Here is a 19,859-nt window from a genome sequence, read left to right as displayed (position 1 = left end):
CTCTAGGAAGCGGACGCTGAGGTGAATCGAGCGGGTGGTAGCGCACCGGTCGGGTGGTGCGACGGCTATCTGGCGGTATCACTTGGCGGGTATTCCGCCGGCTTCGGGGCCGGCGGGTGCAGCGGATGGTGCGGTGCTGGGCGGGGGCCTAGGCCCGAGACAAAGGAGGCACGTCTGAGTGGAGCACTGCTTTGTGGTTCACGAGCCGGGTGAAGCTCGTTGACGTGTCGGTGCCGGAAGAGCCGGGTGGAATCTGCCAGCAAGAAAAACCTAAAACAATATCGCCGGCCAGTGAAGCCCCTCGGTCGGGGGCACCTTCAACCTCTTGTTGGGGGTTGAAACCGCAGTTCCGCGCCAGCGCTGGGATCGGCCGGCTCGGATTGCACCTACCTGGTGCGGCTCTTGCGCCAACCTTGCGCAAACCTTGCGGCGCGAGGTGTCGTTCTGACACACAAAAGCCGTATGCCGGCATCCGAAGATGGCGGCATACGGCCTGGGTGACCGGCCGGTTGAACCGGCGGTCGGGTTAGCGCTTGCGCTTCTCGCGCACTCGCATGCTGATGTTGATCGGGCTGCCGGCGAAGCCGTAGACCTCGCGCAGGCGGCGCTGGATGAACCGGCGGTAGCCCGGGTCGAGGAACCCGGTGGTGAAGATCACGAAGGTCGGCGGGCGGCTGGAGGCCTGGGTGCCGAACAGGATGCGCGGCTGCTTGCCACTGCGCACCGGGTGCGGGTGCTCCGCGGCCAGTTCGGCGAGGAACGCGTTGAACTTGCCGGTGGCGACGCGGGTGTCCCACGACTCGAGCGCGAGCTCGAGGGCCGGAACCAGCTTCTCCATGTGGCGGCCGGTCTTGGCCGAGATGTTCACGCGCGGGGCCCAGGCCACGTGGGCCAGGTCCTGCTCGATCTCACGCTCCAGGTAGCGGCGACGGTCGTCGTCGATCTGGTCCCACTTGTTGAACGCGAGCACCAGCGCACGGCCGGACTCGAGCACCAGGTCGATGACGCGCACGTCCTGCTCGCTGATGACCTCGGTCACATCGATGAGCACAACGGCCACTTCGGCCTTTTCCAGCGCTGCGCTTGTGCGCAGCGACGCGTAGAAGTCGGCGCCCTGGGACAGGTGCACGCGACGGCGGATTCCGGCGGTGTCGACGAAGCGCCAGACCTTGCCGCCGAGCTCAACCTGCTCGTCGACCGGGTCGCGGGTGGTGCCGGCCAGCGAGTTGACGACAACCCGCTCTTCGCCGACGACCTTGTTCAGCAGGCTGGACTTGCCCACGTTCGGGCGGCCCAGGATGGCGACGCGACGCGGTCCGCCGACTTCCTGCTTGGCGACGTTGGAGATCTCGGGGAGCTCTTCCAGGATCGCGTCGAGCAGGTCGGCGACGCCGCGGCCGTGCAGCGCCGAGACCGGCCAGGGCTGGCCGAGGCCGAGCGCCCACAGGCTGGCCGCTTCGGGCTCCTGGCGGATGTCGTCGACCTTGTTGGCGATGAGGAAGACCGGCTTGCCGCTGCGACGGAGCAGCTTGACGACGGCCTCGTCGGTGGAGGTCGGGCCCACATTGGAGTCCACGACGAACATGACGACGTCGCACAGCTCGATGGCCAGCTCGGCCTGCATGGCGACGGATGCGTCGATGCCCTTGGCGTCGGGCTCCCAGCCGCCGGTGTCGACGAGGCTGAAGCGGCGTTCGTGCCATTCGCCCTTGTAGGTGACCCGGTCACGGGTCACGCCGGGGGTGTCCTCCACGACGGCCTCGCGGCGGCCCAGGATGCGGTTCACGAGCGCGGACTTGCCCACGTTGGGGCGGCCCACGATCGCGATGACCGGCAGGGCCGGCAGGTACGTGATGGCGTCGGGGTCCTCGGAGACGTGGTCGAGAACGTCGAAGTCCTCGTCATCGAGGTCGTATTCGTTCAGGCCGGTGCGCAACGCGGTGGCGCGCTGGGAGATCAGCGCGTCGTCCTCGTCGAGGTCGGTCAGGCGCGAAGCGATTTCCGGGTCGAGTTCGGGGATCGTCGTGTCGTCGAATTGATTAGTCATGCGAGTTCCTCGCGGTATTGATGACCTCTACAACCGCGTCAATGGTCTGGTCGAAGTCGAGATGGGTGGAGTCGACGGTGGTCACACCGTCTGCGGCGCTCATGAATTCCACTACCTGGGAGTCGGCACGATCCCTGGATCGCAGCTGTTCCGCCACGGTGTGGGCTGATTGGGTTGATATTTCCGCAGAGCGCCTAGTCATTCTAGCCTCTTCGGTCGCTGTGAGTAGAATGCGCACCTCGGCTTCGGGTGCCACGACGGTGGTGATGTCGCGGCCCTCGACCACCACGCCGGGCTGGGGAACGGCCCGGGCGATCGTGCGGAACAGCTCGGTGAGGTGGGTGCGCACCGCGGGCACCCGGGCGATGGCGCTCACCGCGGCGGAGATGGCCGGCTCGCGGATGGCGTCGGTGACGTCGGTCTGGCCCACCCGCACGAAGTAGGCATCCGGTTCGGTGCCGATCGTGTAGTCGAAGTCGGGCAGCAACGCGGCGACGGCGTCGGCGTTCTGCGGGTCGACCTCCTGGTCGATGACATGCCAGGCCAGCGCCCGGTAGGCGGCACCGGTGTCGAGGTAGCCGTAGCCGAGCTTGCGGGCCACGGCGCGGCTCACGCTGGACTTGCCGCTGCCGGCAGGCCCGTCAATGGCGACGAACAGGGGGAAGGAGTGCTTGCTCAAACGTCTAACCGACAATCCGCCAGCCGCGGGCGGCCAGCTCAGTGGTGAGGCGGCTGACCGCCTCGGGGAGGATGCTGATCTCGGCGAGCCCGATCTGGGCTCCCGGGGAGTGCTCGAGGCGCAGGTCCTCGAGGTTGACGCCGGCCTCGCCGATCTCGTTGAAGAGGCGGGCCAGCTGGCCGGGGGTGTCGTCCACCATCACGGTGAGGCTGGCGTAGCGGCGGTCCTGGCCGTGCTTGCCGGGCAACCGGGCCACGCCGGTGTTGCCGCCGGCGATCTCCTCGGCCACCTGACGGCGGGCGCCGGGGGCGGTGGGGTCGGCCAGGGCGCCGATGAACCGGTCCAGGTCGTCGCGGAGCGCCAGCAGGATCTGGCGCACCGGTTCCGGGTTGGCGCCGAGGATCTGCACCCACAGTTCGGGGTCGCTCGCGGCGACCCGGGTCACGTCGCGCAGGCCCTGGCCGGCGAGGTTGAGCGCGGAGCCGGGCGCGTCGGTGAGACGGCGGGCCATCAGGGTGCTCACCACCTGCGGCACGTGGGAGACCAGGGCGACGCCCTTGTCGTGCTCCTCGGGGGTCATCTCCACCAGAGTGGCGCCCAGGTCGAGGATCAGGTCGTCGAGCGCGGTGGCGCGCTGGTAACTGATGTCGTCGTGCGCGGCGACCACCCAGGGCCGGCCGATGAACAGGTCGGCGCGGCCGGCGAGCGGTCCGCCGCGTTCCCGGCCGGCCAGCGGGTGCGAGCCGATGTAGCGGGAGACGTCGGCGCCGCGCCGGAGCAGCTCGGTGAGCGGGGCCAGCTTGACGCTGGCCACATCCGTCACGATCGCGTCGGGGAAGGCCTCGAGTTCGCGGGCGACGATGTCGGCGGTGACATCCGGCGGCACACACACCACGATCAGCTGCGGGGCATCACCGGGCGTGGCGGCGCGGCCGGCGCCGTAGTCGATGGCCAGCGACAGGTTGGTCGGCGACGCGTCGGCGAGGATCACGTCGATCCCCCGGGCGCTCAGGCCCAGGCCGATGCTGGTTCCCAGGAGCCCGGCGCCGACAACACGCACCGGCCCGATCAGGCGAGACTCGACCACGTTCGGCTCCAAACTTGCGCGGTTGACAGGGTGAAACGGATGCTGGTGGGGCTACTTCTGCACCTCGGCGCGAGACACCGTGAGCAGCTGACCGAGTTCTACCTTAGTGAGGTCGCGCACCGCGCCGGCCCGCAGGGTGCCCAGCTGCAGCGGCCCGAACTGACGGCGCACCAGGTCCACGACGGGGTGGCCGACGGCGTCCATCATCCGGCGCACGATGCGGTTGCGGCCGGAGTGCAGGGTCAGCTCCACCAGGGTGAAGCCGTCGCCGGGAGGGCTGGTGAGGATACGGGCCTTGTCGGCGGCGATGGGGCCGTCCTCCAGCTCGATGCCGCTCTGCAGCTTGCCGATGGTCTGCGCCGAGACGCGGCCCTCGACCTTGGCGATGTAGGTCTTGGCCACACCGAAGGAGGGGTGCGCGAGCACGTGGGCGAGGTCACCGTCGTTGGTGAGGATCAGCAGGCCGCTGGTGGCGGCGTCGAGGCGGCCCACGTTGAACAGGCGTTCCTCGTAGCCTTCGGTGAACTGGCGCAGGTCCGGGCGGCCGCTTTCGTCCTGCATGGAGGAGACCACGCCGACGGGCTTGTTCAGCATCACGTAGCGACGGCTGGTGTCCAACTGAACGGCGATGTTGTCCACGGCGATCTTGTCGGTTTCGGGGTGCACCCGGCGGCCGAGTTCGGTGACGACCTTGCCGTTGACCCGCACCCGGCCGGAGCTGATCATTTCTTCGCTGACCCGGCGGGAGGCGACGCCGGCGGCGGAGAGCACCTTCTGCAGGCGGATGCCGTCGACGGCGGCCTCGGGGTTGGTGGCGAAGTCCGGGTTGGTGCTGCTGGTGTCGGTGTAGCCGTCGTTGTGGTCGGTCATGGTAGATCCTCGAATCCGTTCGCACCGTCGGCGAGCAACGGCGAAATTAGTGGCAACTCGTCGAGCGAATTGATTCCCAGCTGCACAAGCAGCAGGTCGGTGGTGGCGTAATTGATCGCGCCGGTCTCGCTATCGGTGAAGGCCTCGGTGATCAATCCGCGGCCCAGGAGGGTGCGCACGACCGAGTCGACGTTAACGGCCCTGATCGAGGCTACCGCGCCGCGGCTGATCGGTTGCTTGTAAGCGATCACCGCGAGGGTCTCCAGGGCCGCCTGCGAGAGCCGGCTGGGGTTCTGCGTGTAGACGAAATCGGCCACCACCGGGTCGTGCTCGGCGCGCACGTAGATACGCCAGCCGCCGGCCACTTCACGCAGTTCGAAGCCCCGCCGCACGGTGCCGTGCACGCCGTCGAAGTCGGCGACGAGCCGCAGGATGGCCTCGCGCACGTCGACCAGCGGATGCCCGACCGCGCTGGCCAGGTGCACCAGGCTCTGCGGCTCATCCGCCACCATCAAAATCGCCTCGAGCCGCCGCTCAATCGCCACGTCAGGCACGCTGGTCGCTCCCCCGCCGCTGGCCGAGCCTGGTTCGCTGGTCGAGCCGAGTTCGCTGGTCGAGCCTGTCGAGACCCCGAAAGCCTCTGTCTCTACCTCGGCAGTGCTGGCATCAAGCGTCATAGTCGCCTCCGAGGTTCGCAAGTTTGTCGTCCGACCAGCCCTCGGCGTCCCAGTGCAAACTGAGCTCGCCGAGCGGTTCCAGCTGGTCGAACGTGAGGGCGCCGTGCCGGTACAGCTCCAGCACGGCCAGAAAACGGGCGATCACAAGCCCCTTCTCGGCGCAGTCCACGATCAGCTCCCGAAACGTCAGGCTCGAGTTGGCCTTCAGCATCGCCACCACAATCGCCGCCTGCTCCCGGATGCTCACCAGCGGCGCGTGCAGATGCTCCAGCCCCACGGTCGGCAGCTCCCTGGGCGTCAGCGCGAGGGCGGCCAACGCGCCGAAGTCACCGAGCGACAACGTCCAGACCAGCTCGGGCGTCGTGGTGCGGTACTTCTCCTCCAGCCGCACCGAGCGCACGTGCCGGGTGGCCTCGTGGTCGAGGTGCTCGAGAAACCAGGCCGACGCGGTCTTGAACGCGCGGTACTGCAGCAGCCGGGCGAAGAGCAGGTCGCGGGCCTCGAGCAGCGCCACGTCCTCGGCATCCACCAGCTCGCCCTGCGGCAGCAGGCCCACCAGTTTGAGGTCGAGTAGCGTGGCCGCCACGACCAGGAACTCGGTGGCCTGGTCGAGCTCCTCCGCGGCATCCAGCCCGCGCAGGTAGGAGATGAACTCGTCGGTGACCCGGCTCAACGAGATCTCGGTGATGTCGAGTTCGTGCTTGCCGATCAGCGAGAGCAGCAGGTCGAACGGGCCCTCGAAGTTCTGCAGGGCCACGGAGAAGCCCGGCGCCGCGGTGCCGGCGTCGTCGAGCGAGTCGGTGCCGGCCGTGCCGGTTGTGGCCCTGGCGGTGGTCGCCAGGGCGGAGGCCGGAGCCGAAAGCCGCTTAGGCGACCGCGCCACGCTGGATCAGTTCCCGCGCCGCCTGCTTGTAGGCCTTGGCGGCGGCGTGTTCCGGCGCGAACTCGGTGATCGGGATGCCGGCGACACTGGCATCCGGGAACTTCACGGTACGGCCGATGACGGTGTCGAGCACCCGGTCGCCGAACGCGTCGACGACGCGCTCGAGGACCTCACGGGAGTGCAGGGTGCGGGAGTCGTACATGGTGGCCAGGATGCCGTCGAGTTCGATGGCCGGGTTGAGCCGGTCGCGCACCTTGTCGATGGTTTCGATGAGCAGGGCCACGCCGCGCAGGGCGAAGAACTCGCACTCCAGCGGGATGAGTACGCCGTGGCTGGCGGTGAGCGCGTTCACGGTGAGGATGCCCAGCGACGGCTGGCAGTCGATGAGGATCACGTCGTAGTCGTTGGAGACCTTGCGCAGCACCCGGGCCAGAATCTGTTCGCGGGCGACCTCGTTGACGAGGTGCACCTCCGCGGCGGAGAGGTCGATGTTGGCCGGGATGATGTCCAGGCCCTCCACCGAGGTCTGCTGGATGGCTTCGTGCGGGTCCTTGGAGCCGCTCAGGAGCAGGTCGTAGATGGTGGTGACGTCGTGGGTGGGCACGCCGAGACCGGCCGACAGGGCGCCCTGCGGGTCGAAGTCGATGGCGAGCACGCGGCGGCCGTAGCCGGCCAGGGCGGCACCCAGGTTGATGGTGGTCGTCGTCTTGCCGACGCCGCCCTTCTGGTTGCACAGCGAGACGATGCGGGCCGGGCCGTGGCTCTTCAGCGGCGCGGGTTCGTCGAACACCTGGATGGGGCGGCCGGTCGCACCGGTCGGCAGCTCTTCGAGTCCGGGAAGCTGCGTCCGGCTATCCGTCTTACGCGCCACTGGGCTGTCCTCGATCCGTCATGCAGTTCACTTGGTCGATTGTACCGAGCCGCCACGCCCGCCCCCGCCAAGATCCCCGGTGTGCCGTCACTCGCTGCCGCTACTCGCTGCCGCTCCCTCCCGTCGGTGGAGTCTGTCGAGACCCGGTGAGCCGGTCTCGAGGCACGTCACGAGGTCTCGACACGCTCGACCAACGACGGGGGTTCAACGGCTCAGCCGGCCTTCTCGTCGTCGGTGCCGGCGCGCACCCGCACCACGGTCTCCCAGCCGGCCACGAGCACGAGCACCGCGGTGGTCACAGCGCCCAGCTGCAGCGGGGTGAGCACGAATGCCGCCGCGAACGCCGCCAGCAGCGCCCCAAGGCCCACCAGGTACGACACGAGCAGCTCCCGCGCCACGACCAGCCGGAACAGCAGCATCCCCAGCACGTAGAGCAGCGGGCCGCCGACCAGCACCACCGCGCTCGACAGGGTCATCGCCGAGTGCGGATGCGAGAGCACTTCCTTGTCGGCCACCGAGGTGAGCACGATGCCGGCGATGATCACAGCGTGCACGTAGGTGTAGGCGAGCCGGGCGATCCGGCCGGGCTCGGCCGCCGCGGCGATCGCCTTCGCCCCGGCTCGTTCGCTGTGGTCGAAGTACAACCACCACATCGCCACGCTCGCGCCGAACGCGAGCAGCATGCCCAGGATGGTCTCCGCCGACGATTCCTTGTCGACGAACGCGAACCCGGTGACCAGCAGCGATTCGCCCAGGGCGATGATCACGAACAGGGCGCTGCGCTCGGCGATGTGGGGGCCGGAGAGGTCCCACTGGTCGACGCCGGAGGCGCCGAGCCCGGGCACCCGGAAGCCCACCCCGGCGGAGAGGTACTCGATGGCCAGGGCGATCAGCCAGAGCGGCAGCCGGTACTGCAGCGGCAACAGCGCCCCCACGATCCAGAACACGCTGGAGAGGGCCAGCCAGGCCAGGATCCGCACGAAGGTGCGCCGCAGCGCCGGGTCGTGCCGGGCCACGGCGAGCAGCATGAACAACGTGCGGCCCAATTGCAGCACCGAGTAGGCCAGCGCGAAGACGATGCCCCGGTCGCCGAACGATTCGTAGATCGAGACGCTCACCACGAAGCCCACCAGCGCCAGGACCAGCACGGCTCCGCGCACGGGCAGCTTGGCCGGGTCGAGCCAGTTGGTCACCCAGGTCGTGTACACCCACAGCCACCACAGCGCGAGCACGAGCATCGCCGACTCGAGGGCACCCTCCCAGGACTGATTCTCGTAGAGGTAGCGGGAGAGCTGGGTGAGCGCGAAGACGAAGATCAGGTCGAAGAACAGTTCCACGTAGGTGACGCGGTCGGCGCTCTCCGAGTCATCCCGCCGCAGCAGGTTGCGGCGGAAGCCGAAGCGGCCGGCCGGCGTCGCTGCCGGCGGTGTCGTAGAGGTGCGGGTCACTCCCCCATTGTCACGGATGCGGCCCGCGGAGCACACCCCTGCGTTGGTCGAGCCTGTCGAGACCCCGCGAGCAGGCCTCGAGGCACTTCCGGAGGTCTCGACAGGCTCGACCTGCGAAGGTGCGGCTCAGCGGGCGCGAGGGTGCGCCGTGGTGTACATGTCGCGCAGGGTGTCGATGGTCACGAGGGTGTAGATCTGGGTGGTGGCCACCGAGGAGTGGCCGAGCAGCTCCTGCACCACACGCACATCGGCGCCGCCCGAGAGCAGGTGGGTGGCGAAGGAGTGCCGCAGCGTGTGCGGCGACACCTCGATGCCCAGCTCGGCCCGTTCGGCGGCGGCGCGGATGATCAACCACGCGTTCTGCCGGCTCACCCGGTGTCCGCGCACGCCGAGGAACAGCGCCGGGGTGGCCTTGCCCCGCCCCGACAGCACCGGCCGGGCCCGCACCAGGTAGGCATCCACCGCGGCACGGGCGAAGCTGCCCACCGGCACGATGCGCTGTTTGTTGCCCTTGCCGGTGAGACGCACCACGTCGCCTTCGAGCATGTCGTCCACGTTGAGGTTCACCACCTCAGACACCCGCGCCCCGGTCGCGTAGAGCAGCTCCAACAGCGCCTTGTCGCGCAGCTGCGGCAGCGTGTCACCGTCGGTGGCGGCCAGCAGCTGGTTCACCTGCTCGATCGAGATGGCCTTGGGCAGCCGAAGGCCCAGCTTGGGCGGTTTCGTCTCGTGCGCCACGTCCACATCCACCACCGACTCCTCGAGCAGGAACCGGTGAAAACCGCGCACGGTGGAGAGGATGCGCGCGACCGACGCCGCGGTCAACGGTGATTCCACCCGGCCGCTGAGGAACTGCACGAACGCGCTCACCTGCGCCGCGGTGACGGTGCGCAGGTCGGTGACACCGGCATCCGTCAGCCAGCCGGCGTAGATCACCAGGTCGCGCCGGTAGGCGGCGACGGTGTTGGCACTCAGCCCGCGTTCAATCGAGACGTGCCGCAGATACGAGTGCACGGTCTCCTCGACGAACGCGGGGCCGGTCACACCGTGTGGTCCCAGTTGTTCGGATGCCGCGGCCAGGGCAGGTCCGCCGGCGCGAGCGACGCCCAGCCACGTGAGCGGGAGGCGGCGGCGGCCAGCACACCCACGACCAGCGACGGGTTCTGCACCCGGCGCTCCAGCGCGGCGTCGACGGCGTCGTCCAGGGACACCCAGCGGGTGACCATGTCGGCCTCCTCGTCGGTGCGCTCGAACGCCTCGGTGGCCGGCGACAGGCCGCGGGCCAGGTAGATGCGGATGACCTCGTTGCTGCCGCCCGGAGACGTGTAGAACTCGGTCAGCACGTTCCACTCGGATGCGACGACGTCTGTCTCCTCGGCCAGCTCACGCTGGGCGCCGAGAAGGGCGTGTTCGCCGTCGATGTCGAGCAGTCCGGCGGGCAGTTCCCACTCCCGCATCCGCACCGGGTGCCGGTACTGCTGGATCAGCAGCACCCGGTCCTGGTCGTCGAGGGCGAGAATGGCGACCGCACCGGGGTGGTCGACGTACTCACGCACGATTTCGGCACCGTTGTAGTCGAACGCGTCCTGGCGGATGTTCCACACGTGACCGTCGAAGCGCACCGCGCTCGAGGTGAGCGCGGTGGGTGCCGGCTCATCCTCGATGCGGGGCAGCAGCGCGTCGGCCTCGGCGCGCGCGGCGAGGGTCTTAGGCATCTTCCTTGACCTCGAACAGGCGGCTGGCCTGCTGGCGGTCCAGGGCCGCGCCGATCAGGCCGCGGAACAGCGGGTGCGCGTGGCTGGGGCGCGAGCGCAGTTCGGGGTGGGCCTGGGTGCCCACGTAGAACGGGTGCTCGGCGCGGGGCAGCTCCACATACTCCACCAGGTGGCCGTCGGGCGAGACGCCGGAGAACCACAGGCCGGCGTCGGCGATCTGCTGACGGTAGTTGTTGTTCACCTCGTAGCGGTGACGGTGACGCTCGGAGGCGACGGGGGCTCCGTACAGCTCCTCAACGATGGAACCGGAGGCGAGGTTGGCCGGGTACAGCCCCAGGCGCATGGTGCCGCCCAGGTCTCCGCCGGCGATGATCTCGACCTGCTCTTCCATGGTCGCGATCACGGGGAACTCGGTCTCCGGGTCGAACTCGCTCGACGAGGCGCCCTCGAGGCCGGCCTTGTTGCGGGCGTACTCGATGACCATGCACTGCAGGCCGAGGCACAGGCCGAGCACCGGGATGGCGTTCTCGCGGGCGAACTTGAGGGCGCCGAGCTTGCCCTCGATGCCGCGCACGCCGAATCCGCCAGGCACGCAGATGCCGTCGAGCTCGGAGAGCATCGCGGCGGCGCCTTCGGGGGTCTCGCAGGTGTCGGAGGCGATCCACTCGATCTTGACCTTGGTCTGCTGGGCGAAACCGCCGGCGCGCAGCGCTTCGGTCACCGAGAGGTAGGCGTCGGGCAGGTCGATGTACTTGCCGACCAGGCCGATGGTCACCTCGTGCTTGGGCTCGCGCACGGCGTCGAGCACTCGCTGCCAGGCGGTCCAGTCCACGTCCTTCACCGGCAGGTTCAGGGCGTCGGTGATGTACTTGTCCAGGCCCTGCTCGTGCAGCACGGCGGGGATCTCGTAGATGCTGGGCACGTCTTTGCAGTTCACCACGGCGTCTTCGTCCACGTCGCACATCAGCGCGATCTTGCGCTTGTTCGACTCGGACACGGTCCGGTCGCTGCGCAGGACCAGGGCATCCGGCTGGATACCCAGCGAGCGCAACGCGGCGACGGAGTGCTGGGTGGGCTTGGTCTTCTGCTCACCGGAGGCGGCCATGAACGGCACCAGCGACACGTGCACGAAGAAGACGTTCTTGCGGCCGAGTTCGTGGCGCACCTGGCGGGCGGCCTCGATGAACGGCTGCGACTCGATGTCGCCGACCGTGCCGCCGACCTCGGTGATGATCACGTCGGGGCGGGGCTCATCGCTGGCCTGCAGGCGCATCCGTCGCTTGATCTCGTCGGTGATGTGCGGGATGACCTGCACGGTGTCGCCGAGGTACTCGCCGCGGCGTTCGCGGGCGATGACCTGCGAGTAGACCTGACCGGTGGTGACGTTCGCCGCCTGGGTGAGGTTGATGTCGAGGAAGCGCTCGTAGTGGCCGATGTCGAGGTCGGTCTCGGAGCCGTCGTCGGTGACGAAGACTTCGCCGTGCTGGAACGGGTTCATCGTTCCAGGGTCGACGTTGAGGTAGGGGTCGAGTTTCTGCATCACAACGCGCAGTCCGCGAGCGGTGAGCAGGTTGCCGAGGCTTGCCGCCGTCAGGCCTTTACCCAATGAAGAAACGACACCACCGGTCACAAAAATGTGCTTCGTAATGTCGTCTGATTTGTCCGCGTTTATATTGTTCACCACGGGCTTCGATCCTATCACCTAGCGGGGGCCTCTCCGTTGGAGCTGGTTGAGTGGGCAAGTTCGATGAGCTCGCGAGCGTGCTCGAGGCCGCTGGCGGAATCGGGCAGACCGGAGAGCAGGCGGGCCATCTCGGCGGCGCGATCGTCGCCGGTGAGCTGGCGCACGCTGCTCGCGGTGACCGATCCGTGGCTGTCCTTGACCACGCTGAGGTGGTTGCCGGCGAAGGCGGCCACTTGGGCGAGGTGGGTGACCACGATCACCTGCGCGGTTTCGGCCAGCCGGGCGAGTCGCCGGCCGATCTCGATCGCGGCTGCTCCGCCCACACCGGCGTCGACCTCGTCGAACACGAAGGTGGGCACGGGGTCGGTGGCGTTGATGACGACCTCGATGGCCAGCATCACCCGCGACAGCTCGCCGCCGGATGCGCCGCGCGCCAACGCCCGCGGCTCAGCGCCGGCGTGGGGCTGCAACATGATCCGCACCAGGTCGAGTCCGGTCACCGAGACCTCGTCGAGCCGGTCGATCTCCACCACGAGGCGGGCGTCGGGCATGGCCAGCGCGGCCAGTTCGGTGGTGACGGCGGCGCCGAGTGCGGCGGCCGCGGCGGTGCGGATGCCGGTGACGGCCTCGGCGAGGCGCTGCACAAGGTCCCGGTCGGCGACGGTGTCCGCGCGCAGCGCGTCGATCCGGTCGGAGTCGCTATCTAGTTCGAGCAGCCGGCTGCTGCCGGTGTCGAGGAAGTCAATGGCCTCGTCCAGGCCGCCGACGAATTTGCGGGACAGCACGCTCAGTTCGGCGCGGCGGTCCTGCACCACTTCGAGTTCCCTGGCGCCGTCGGCGTCCAGGCCCGCGAGGTAGCTGGAGAGCTGCGCGGCGATGTCGGCGACGAGGAATCCGGCGTTGGCGAGGGCCTCGGCCAGCGGCGGCAGGGTCGGGTCGTGCTCGGCGGCGCGCTCCAGCTGGCGGCGGGCGGACTCGAGCAGGGCGACGACGTCGGGCGACTCATCGCCGGATTCCTCGGCCGAGAGCAGTTCCCGCGACGACGCGGCGGCCAGGCGGAGTTCTTCGAGGTTGCCGAGCCGTTCGGCGCGGCTGGTGAGTTCGTCGTCTTCGCCGCGCTGCGGGGCGGCGAGTTCGATCTCGGCGATCCGCAGGCGCAGGTCTTCAGCTTCCCGGGCCCGGCGGTCCTGCTCGGCGATGAGCAGGTCGAGTTCGGCCTGGTTGGCGTGCCAGCGGTGGTAGACGTGTTGGAAGGCGCTCAGGGCCTCGGTGAGGTCGGTGCCGGCGAAGCGGTCCAGCGCGTCGCGCTGGGCGGCGGTGGAACGCAGGCGCACCTGGTCGGACTGGCCGTGCACCACGACGAGGTCGCCGCCGAGGTCGCCGAGCACCCCGGCGGGGGCGCTGCGGCCGCCGACGACGGCGCGGCTGCGGCCCTCGGCCGAGACCGAGCGGCTGAGCAGCAGTTCGGGGCCGTCCAGGTCTCCCCCGGCATCCCGCACCCGCTGGGCGACGGCGCCGTCGGGCGCGATCAGCCAGCGGCCCTCGACCCAGCTCTGGGCTTGGCCGGCCCGCACGGTGCCCGGGTCGGCGCGTTCGCCCAGCAGCAGGCCCAGGGCGGTGACGACCATGGTCTTGCCCGCGCCGGTCTCGCCGGTGATGGCGGTGAAGCCGGGTCCGAGCGGGAGGGTGGCCTCCTTGATCACGCCGAGGTCCCTGATGACGAGTTCTTCGATCATGCGGTCATCACTCGTGTCCGACCGGGCCGCGCCAGCCCGTGATGGGCAGGTTGAACTTGTTCACCAGCCGGTCGGTGAACGGTCCGCTGTGCAGCCGGGCAAGGCGCACCGGAACCGGTGAGCGTCGCACGATCACGCGGGCGCCCGGCGGCAGGTCGGAGACCCGGCGGCCGTCGGCGCAGAGCACCGCGGTGCTGTCGCCGCGGGCGAGGACCTCCACAGCGAGTGAGGAGTCCGGTCCCACCACGAGCGGGCGGGCGAACAGGGCGTGTGCGCTCAGCGGCACGAGCAGCAGGGCGTCCAGGCTCGGCCACACGATGGGGCCGCCGGCGGAGAACGAGTAGGCGGTGGACCCGGTGGGGGTGGACAGCACCACGCCGTCGCAGCCGAAGGCGGAGAGCGGACGGCCGTCGACCTCGATGATGACCTCGATCATCCGTTGCCGGCTGGCCTTTTCAACGGTGGCCTCGTTGAGCGCCCAGGTTTCGTAGACCACCTCGTGGTCCACCTTCACCCGCACCGAGAGCGTCATGCGCTCCTCCACGAGGTAGTCGCGCAGCAGGGCGCGGCGCACGGCCTCGCCCAGGTCGTCGCGCTCGCTTTCGGCGAGGAACCCGACGTGGCCCAGGTTGATACCCAGCAGCGGGGCGGAGCAGCCGCGCACGATCTCGGCGGCACGCAGGATGGTGCCGTCGCCGCCGAGCACGATCACGAGTTCGAGGTCGGTGGCCTGCACGGTTTCGCCGAGTACGGCGGTGCTGCCGTTCAGCTGTGGGCAGGACGCCAGCAGGTCGGCGCGCTCCTCGGCGGCTAGCACCGGCACGGCGCCGGCGGCGATGAGCTGCTCACACACCGTGGCCGCGGCCTGGAGGGAGTCCTGGCGGCCGGTGTGCGCGACGACGAGGATGTGCCTGGGTGTTGCGGTCATGCTCGTCACGCTCCCACCAGGACGGTTATCCGATCGATCCATTCTGTCGGATTGGTGCCGGTTCCACGTCTCAACCACACGAGATATTCGTGGTTGCCCGCGGCGCCGGCGATCGGCGACGCGATCAGCCCGTTCACGCCCAGGCCCAGGTCCCAGGCCGCCCAGAGCACGCCGGACACGGCGTCGGCGCGGAGGCCGGCGTTGTGCACGACACCCTCGCGGATGCCGCCCCGGCCCACCTCGAATTGCGGCTTGATCAGCAGCACGAAGTCGGCGCCTTCGGCGGCGGTGGCCACAAGGGCGGGCAGCACCGTGGTGAGGGAGATGAACGAGAGGTCGCCGACGACGAGGTCGGGGCGCTCGGTGACGCCGGACGCGGCCGCGATGGACTCCGCGGTGGCGTAGCGCAGGTTGCAGCCCTCGACGAGGGTAACTCGCGGGTCGGCCTTGATGGTCGGCGACAGCTGGCCGTGGCCCACATCCACCGCGATGACCCGGCCGATGCCGCGTTCGAGCAGCACCTGGCTGAAGCCGCCGGTGGAGGCGCCGGCATCCATCGCGGTGCGGCCGGTGATCGGCAGCTCGAACGCGTCGAGTGCGGCGACGAGCTTGTGCGCGCCGCGGCTCACGTAGTGGTCGGTGGGTGCCACGGCGATGACCTGGTTGGGGCGCACCTTGGCGGATGCCTTGACCACCGCGGTGCCGTCCACGGTGACCAAGCCCTCGGCGATGAGCCGGGCGGCGACGGTGCGGGAGCGCACCAGACCGCGGTCGGACAGGGCGGAGTCCAGGCGCTGCTCCCCCGTGGGCGACATCAGGGGTTCAGCGGCGGGCGCCGGCGGTGTGGTGATCGGCACGCTGGTCGGCTGTGGCGCCGGCCGCTCTGGAGTGTGCTCGTGCTGGGTCCCCATCTCGGGGTCTGGCTGTTCCGTGCTCGTGGTGGTCATTCGGCCTTCGATCGGGGCACGTCGCCACCTTCGAGGTGGTCGCGCAGACTGTCGTGCAGCTGGACGTATGCCGTGGCCCGGTCCTCGAGCGGCAGGGCCTCGACGGCCGCGAGGCGGGCATCGAGCTCACCGTCCAGCACGGGCGGTGCGGGTGCGTCTCCGGTGGGCGCCGGCGCAGACGGCGTGGGGCGCGGCCCCGGACGAGCCGGGGTCGGCACGCTGGGCGGCCCGACCGCATCTACTCCGTCTGCACTCACGCTTCCTAGGCTACCGTCCGAGATACAGACTCTCCGGAACGTTGAGGCCGTAGATCGGTCGTCCGGATGCCCAGATCACCGCGCAGGCGGCCCGCAGCAGGTTGATGCCGTCGTCGCCCACGGCCATGATCTGAACGTCGGCGCCGTGGATGCGCACGCTCGCGCCGTCGACGGTCGCCTGGGACTTGTCCTTGGAGAACACCGTCACCGGGTAGGGCTCGTGCAGCTGGCGCAGGTCCTCCAGGATGAACGTGGGTCGCTCGGCGGGGCCGGCCGCCAGGGCCTGCTTGGCCTTGTCGATGCCGGTGAGTACCAGCACCGACGGCATGCCGGCGCGGTTGGCGCCGAGAATGTCGGTGTCGAGCCGGTCGCCGATGAACAGCGGCGCGGTGGCCTCGAAGCGTTTGACGGCTTCCTGGAAGATCGGGATCTCCGGCTTGCCGGCCACCAGCGGCAGGCGGCCGACGGCGGTGTGCACCGCCGACACCAGGGTGCCGTTGCCCGGCGCGATGCCGCGGGCCTGCGGAATGGTCCAGTCGGTGTTCGTCGCGATCCACGGGATGCCCGGGTAGTCGCCGTCGGGGGTGACGCCGGCGTTCAGCGCGAAGCAGGCCTCGGCCAGCTGGGTCCAGCCCACGTCGGGCGCGAAGCCCTGCACCACGGCGGCCGGGGAGTCCTCGGCGGAGCGGGTGACCGTGAAGCCATGCTTCTGCAGTTCGTCGACGAGCCCGTCGCCGCCCACGACCAGGATCCGCGAGCCGGCCGGCACCTGGTCCACGAGTAGCCGCATGGCTGCCTGGGGCGAGGTGACGACGTCGGACGGCGCCACTGTGAGACCGAGGTCGGTCAGGTGGCCGGCCACGGACGCATCCGTGCGTGAGGCGTTGTTGGTGATGTAGCCCACCCGGATGCTCTCGGCGGCCTTGTTGAGGCCGTCAATCGCGTACGGGATGGCGTGCGGTCCGGCGTACACGACGCCGTCGAGGTCAGCCAGGACGACGTCGATGCCGGCCAGCGGTGTGGCCGGCTCAGTCAACGGGCGTCGTTTCAGGATCTTCGTCCACGCCCTCGGCGCCGTCGGTGGATTCGTCATCGGCTGAAGCAGCGTCCTCGGTCTCGGTGATGGTGATGGTGTCGTCGGCGGTCTCGAGCTCGTCGGGCACATCGGCGTTGTCGGCCTCGGCGTCGTCAGCCTCGGCGGCTGCTTCGTCGGTGCTGACCTCATCGGTCTCGTCGTCGGTGTCGTCCTCGTCTTCATCGAACTCTTCGTCGTCAAGTTCCACGATCTCGATGGTCTCGTCGACGTCGCCGTTCAGGGCGGCGTCGGCACGGGAGGCCCGTTCGTTCCAGACGTCGGCCTCGTCGGTGCGGCCGAGTTCTTCAAGCACCTCGGCGTAGGCGGCGAACAGCTCGGAGCTGTAGGAGAACGCGGTCTTCGGGTCGAGCTGGGCGATCTCGAGCTCGCTCAGCGCGGCTTCGGTCTCCCCCAGGTCCAGGCGGGCACCGGACATCGCAATGGCCAGGGCCACCTGCACGCCGGCCGGCAGGGTTGAGCGGTCCACGGAGCGGCCGAGCTCGAGGGCGCGGTCGGGGCGGCCCACGCCGCGTTCGCTGTCGACCATCAGGGGCAGCTGGGCGTTGGAGCCCGAGATGCGGCGGTAGGTGCGCAGTTCCCGCAGCGCCAGAGCGAAGTCGCCGGTGGCGTAGGCGGTGATGGCGAGGCTCTCGCGCACCACGGCGATGCGGCCGGCACGACGTGCGGCGCTCATCACGTGACGGTGGGCCAGTTCGGGGTCGTCTTCGATGACCCGGGCGGCCATCGCCAGGTGACGGCCAACGGCCTCGGCGTTGTCCTTGGTGAGGGTCTTGAGCTCGTTGCGCGCGATGCGGTCCAGGTCCTCAGACGTGATGTCGTCGGGCAGCTCGGGGTCGTCGTGACGCGGGCGCACCGAACGCAGCTCGCGCTGCATGCGCTGCTCTTCGGTCATCTCCTCTTCGACGACGCGGGCATCGCGGTCATTGCGGGCGGGGGCGCCGTCGCGGGTCCACAGTTTCTTGCCGGCGTCGCGCGGGGCACCTGCGCGGGTCGGCGAACCGCCGCGGGCGCTGTCCTTCAGCCACGGCTTGTTCTCCGTGTCGCGCTGGGGGCGATCAGAGTTGCCCTTGTATGCCGGACGATCGCTGTTGCCTTTGTACGCGGGACGATCGCCATCTCGCTGGGGACGATCGGAGTTGCCCTTGTACGCCGGACGGTCGCTGTTGCCCTTGTATGCGGGGCGGTCACCGTCACGCTGGGGACGATCGGAATTGCCCTTGTACGCGGGACGGTCCGAGTTGTACGCCGGGCGGTCGCTGTTGCCCTTGTACGCGGGACGGTCACCGTCACGCTGAGGACGGTCAGAGTTGCCCTTGTACGCCGGACGGTCGCTGTTGCCCTTGTACGCGGGACGATCGCCATCGCGCTGCGGACGATCGGAGTTGCCCTTGTACGCGGGACGGTCCGAGTTGTACGCCGGACGGTCGCTGTTGCCACGGTACGGAGGACGATCGCCATCGCGCTGGGGACGGTCGTTGTTGCCCTGGTACCCGGGGCGGTCGCTGTTCCCGCGGTACGGCGCACGCTCCCCGCCCTGCGGACGGTCAGAGTTGCCCCGGTAGGGAGGACGATCGCCATCGCGCTGGGGACGGTCCGAGTTGCCCTTGTACGCGGGACGGTCCGAGTTGTACGCCGGACGGTCGCTGTTGCCACGGTACGGAGGACGGTCGCCATCACGCTGGGGACGGTCGTTGTTGCCCTGGTAACCCGGGCGGTCGCCGTTGCCGCGGTACGGCGCACGCTCCCCGCCCTGCGGACGGTCAGAGTTGCCCCGGTACGGAGGACGATCACCATCACGCTGCGGACGGTCGTTGTTCCCACGGTAGGGAGGACGCTCACCATCGCGCGCCGGACGGTCGGAGTTGCCCCGGTACGGCGGACGCTCACCATCGCGCGCGGGACGGTCGGAGTTGCCCCGATACGGCGGACGCTCGCCGCCCTGCTGCGGACGGTCGTTGCCGCCGGTGTTGCCCCGGTGCGGCGGACGTGCGCCGTCCTGGCGGGGCCGGTCCGACCCTCCGCGACCACCCTGGTAGCCGCCGGTTCGACGATCGCCGCTCCCGTTGTCGCGTGCGTCGTTCCCGTTGCGTTCCGTGGGGGTCACTGTTTATCTCCTGTAGGTGTGGCTATACGTACCGGACTACTTCTCCAGCGTACGTTAACGTCAAAATGGCCACCCGAATGGGTGGCCATTTGACTAAGTTAAGTCCGGCGGTGTCCTACTCTCCCACAGGGTCCCCCCTGCAGTACCATCGGCGCAAAGAGTCTTAGCTTCCGGGTTCGGAATGTGACCGGGCGTTTCCCTCTTGCTATGGCCGCCGAAACAATGTGCGATGCGCCGGCACCGGAGTGCCGACCATCAAGTCGTTTCGAACCATCAAGCTTCGATCCCTCAAGTCTACACAACAACGCGCTCCCGCGCCTCCCCAGGCCTGACCCAAGCTCCCCAAATATCGCACCCCCAGAACCCCACTTCCCCCTCCCGCGAACTGTGACTTAAGCACCGAAATCCCGCGTTTTTAGGTGCTTTTCTCACGGTTCGCGGATGCCCTCCCCGCGCATGCTCGGCCCGGTGCAGGCGGGGGTGGGGGTTAAACGCAGAAAAGCCACCCCGGTGGGGTGGCTTTTCTGTGTGTTTCTAAGTTAAGTCCGGCGGTGTCCTACTCTCCCACAGGGTCCCCCCTGCAGTACCATCGGCGCAAAGAGTCTTAGCTTCCGGGTTCGGAATGTGACCGGGCGTTTCCCTCTTGCTATAGCCGCCGAAACACCTGGTGATGGTGAATCGAATCTATATTTTTAGTTATAGACCCCCCTCGTGGAGGGCGTTGTTCTCGACCGTACATCGAGAACCACATAGTGGACGCATAGCAGCTTATTCAAACTGAGTGTTATCAAATTATCGGCTTATTAGTACCGGTCAGCTCCAAGAGTCTT

The 19,859-nt window shown here is 68.9% G+C and carries 17 protein-coding genes and 2 rRNA genes; all 19 read right to left on the bottom strand.

What is annotated here, in order from left to right:
• Positions 1–526 precede the first annotated feature (526 nt).
• Positions 527–2,047 carry a ribosome biogenesis GTPase Der gene (gene der, locus E3T61_RS13770; RefSeq protein WP_134641425.1) on the bottom strand — a complete coding sequence of 507 codons (1,521 nt, stop codon included), beginning with the start codon at positions 2,045–2,047 and terminating at the stop codon, positions 527–529.
• On the bottom strand, positions 2,040–2,726 hold the full coding sequence (cmk, locus tag E3T61_RS13765) for a (d)CMP kinase (RefSeq protein WP_134641424.1): 687 nt from the start codon (positions 2,724–2,726) through the stop codon (positions 2,040–2,042). Before cmk ends, der begins: the two co-directional genes overlap by 8 nt.
• Positions 2,727–2,730: 4 nt before the next feature.
• A complete protein-coding gene (locus E3T61_RS13760; protein ID WP_241992572.1) occupies positions 2,731–3,813 on the bottom strand; it encodes a prephenate dehydrogenase in 1,083 nt (360 codons plus the stop codon).
• Positions 3,814–3,864: 51 nt separating this feature from the next.
• Entirely contained in the window at positions 3,865–4,683 is an 819-nt protein-coding gene (locus E3T61_RS13755; protein WP_134641423.1) for a pseudouridine synthase, read from the bottom strand.
• Entirely contained in the window at positions 4,680–5,360 is a 681-nt protein-coding gene (gene scpB / locus E3T61_RS13750) for an SMC-Scp complex subunit ScpB (RefSeq protein WP_134641422.1), read from the bottom strand. The genes E3T61_RS13755 and scpB overlap by 4 nt, the downstream gene beginning before the upstream one ends.
• The gene (locus E3T61_RS13745; RefSeq protein WP_420898489.1) at positions 5,350–6,243 is read right to left on the bottom strand and encodes a segregation and condensation protein A; all 894 of its coding nucleotides are present in this window, start codon (positions 6,241–6,243) and stop codon (positions 5,350–5,352) included. The genes scpB and E3T61_RS13745 overlap by 11 nt, the downstream gene beginning before the upstream one ends.
• On the bottom strand, positions 6,227–7,114 hold the full coding sequence (locus tag E3T61_RS13740) for a ParA family protein (protein ID WP_130179286.1): 888 nt from the start codon (positions 7,112–7,114) through the stop codon (positions 6,227–6,229). Before E3T61_RS13740 ends, E3T61_RS13745 begins: the two co-directional genes overlap by 17 nt.
• A gap of 212 nt (positions 7,115–7,326) precedes the next feature.
• On the bottom strand, positions 7,327–8,562 hold the full coding sequence (locus E3T61_RS13735; protein ID WP_166793235.1) for a low temperature requirement protein A: 1,236 nt from the start codon (positions 8,560–8,562) through the stop codon (positions 7,327–7,329).
• Between the two features lie 126 nt (positions 8,563–8,688).
• Positions 8,689–9,606, bottom strand: a complete 918-nt coding sequence (gene xerD / locus E3T61_RS13730) for a site-specific tyrosine recombinase XerD (protein ID WP_134641420.1) — start codon at positions 9,604–9,606, stop codon at positions 8,689–8,691.
• The gene (locus tag E3T61_RS13725) at positions 9,603–10,277 is read right to left on the bottom strand and encodes an NUDIX domain-containing protein (RefSeq protein ID WP_134641419.1); all 675 of its coding nucleotides are present in this window, start codon (positions 10,275–10,277) and stop codon (positions 9,603–9,605) included. The genes xerD and E3T61_RS13725 overlap by 4 nt, the downstream gene beginning before the upstream one ends.
• A complete protein-coding gene (locus tag E3T61_RS13720) occupies positions 10,270–11,961 on the bottom strand; it encodes a CTP synthase (RefSeq protein ID WP_420898488.1) in 1,692 nt (563 codons plus the stop codon). The genes E3T61_RS13725 and E3T61_RS13720 overlap by 8 nt, the downstream gene beginning before the upstream one ends.
• Positions 11,962–11,975: 14 nt before the next feature.
• A complete protein-coding gene (gene recN, locus E3T61_RS13715; protein ID WP_134641418.1) occupies positions 11,976–13,697 on the bottom strand; it encodes a DNA repair protein RecN in 1,722 nt (573 codons plus the stop codon).
• A 7-nt stretch (positions 13,698–13,704) separates the two neighbouring features.
• Complete coding sequence (locus E3T61_RS13710) at positions 13,705–14,625, bottom strand: NAD kinase (protein ID WP_134641417.1); 921 nt, start codon at positions 14,623–14,625, stop codon at positions 13,705–13,707.
• 5 nt (positions 14,626–14,630) lie between these two features.
• Complete coding sequence (locus tag E3T61_RS13705; RefSeq protein ID WP_134641807.1) at positions 14,631–15,440, bottom strand: TlyA family RNA methyltransferase; 810 nt, start codon at positions 15,438–15,440, stop codon at positions 14,631–14,633.
• 128 nt (positions 15,441–15,568) lie between these two features.
• Positions 15,569–15,829, bottom strand: a complete 261-nt coding sequence (locus tag E3T61_RS13700; protein ID WP_134641416.1) for a hypothetical protein — start codon at positions 15,827–15,829, stop codon at positions 15,569–15,571.
• 10 nt (positions 15,830–15,839) lie between these two features.
• Positions 15,840–16,922, bottom strand: a complete 1,083-nt coding sequence (locus tag E3T61_RS13695) for an HAD-IIA family hydrolase (protein WP_134641415.1) — start codon at positions 16,920–16,922, stop codon at positions 15,840–15,842.
• Positions 16,858–19,029, bottom strand: coding sequence for a primosomal protein (locus tag E3T61_RS22095; protein ID WP_174777025.1), 2,172 nt, complete (start codon positions 19,027–19,029; stop codon positions 16,858–16,860). Before E3T61_RS22095 ends, E3T61_RS13695 begins: the two co-directional genes overlap by 65 nt.
• A 102-nt stretch (positions 19,030–19,131) precedes the next feature.
• A 5S ribosomal RNA gene (gene rrf / locus E3T61_RS13685) occupies positions 19,132–19,248 on the bottom strand.
• Between the two features lie 324 nt (positions 19,249–19,572).
• Positions 19,573–19,689, bottom strand: a 5S ribosomal RNA gene (rrf, locus tag E3T61_RS13680).
• Positions 19,690–19,859 lie beyond the last annotated feature (170 nt).

This window comes from Cryobacterium lactosi (assembly GCF_004403945.1).
In the GTDB taxonomy this organism is placed as follows: Bacteria; Actinomycetota; Actinomycetes; order Actinomycetales; family Microbacteriaceae; genus Cryobacterium; species Cryobacterium lactosi.
The sequence above is the reverse complement of the archived record's forward strand: the minus strand, read 5'-3'. Positions and strand labels throughout refer to the sequence as shown.

Coding starts and splice junctions, on each gene's coding strand:
- der (WP_134641425.1), bottom strand. CDS start 2,047: ATGACTAATCAATTCGACGACACGACGATCCCCGAACTCGACCCGGAA.
- E3T61_RS13755 (WP_134641423.1), bottom strand. CDS start 4,683: ATGACCGACCACAACGACGGCTACACCGACACCAGCAGCACCAACCCG.
- scpB (WP_134641422.1), bottom strand. CDS start 5,360: ATGACGCTTGATGCCAGCACTGCCGAGGTAGAGACAGAGGCTTTCGGG.
- E3T61_RS13725 (WP_134641419.1), bottom strand. CDS start 10,277: ATGCCTAAGACCCTCGCCGCGCGCGCCGAGGCCGACGCGCTGCTGCCC.
- recN (WP_134641418.1), bottom strand. CDS start 13,697: ATGATCGAAGAACTCGTCATCAGGGACCTCGGCGTGATCAAGGAGGCC.
- E3T61_RS13710 (WP_134641417.1), bottom strand. CDS start 14,625: ATGACCGCAACACCCAGGCACATCCTCGTCGTCGCGCACACCGGCCGC.
- E3T61_RS13705 (WP_134641807.1), bottom strand. CDS start 15,440: ATGTCGCCCACGGGGGAGCAGCGCCTGGACTCCGCCCTGTCCGACCGC.
- E3T61_RS13695 (WP_134641415.1), bottom strand. CDS start 16,922: ATGACGAATCCACCGACGGCGCCGAGGGCGTGGACGAAGATCCTGAAA.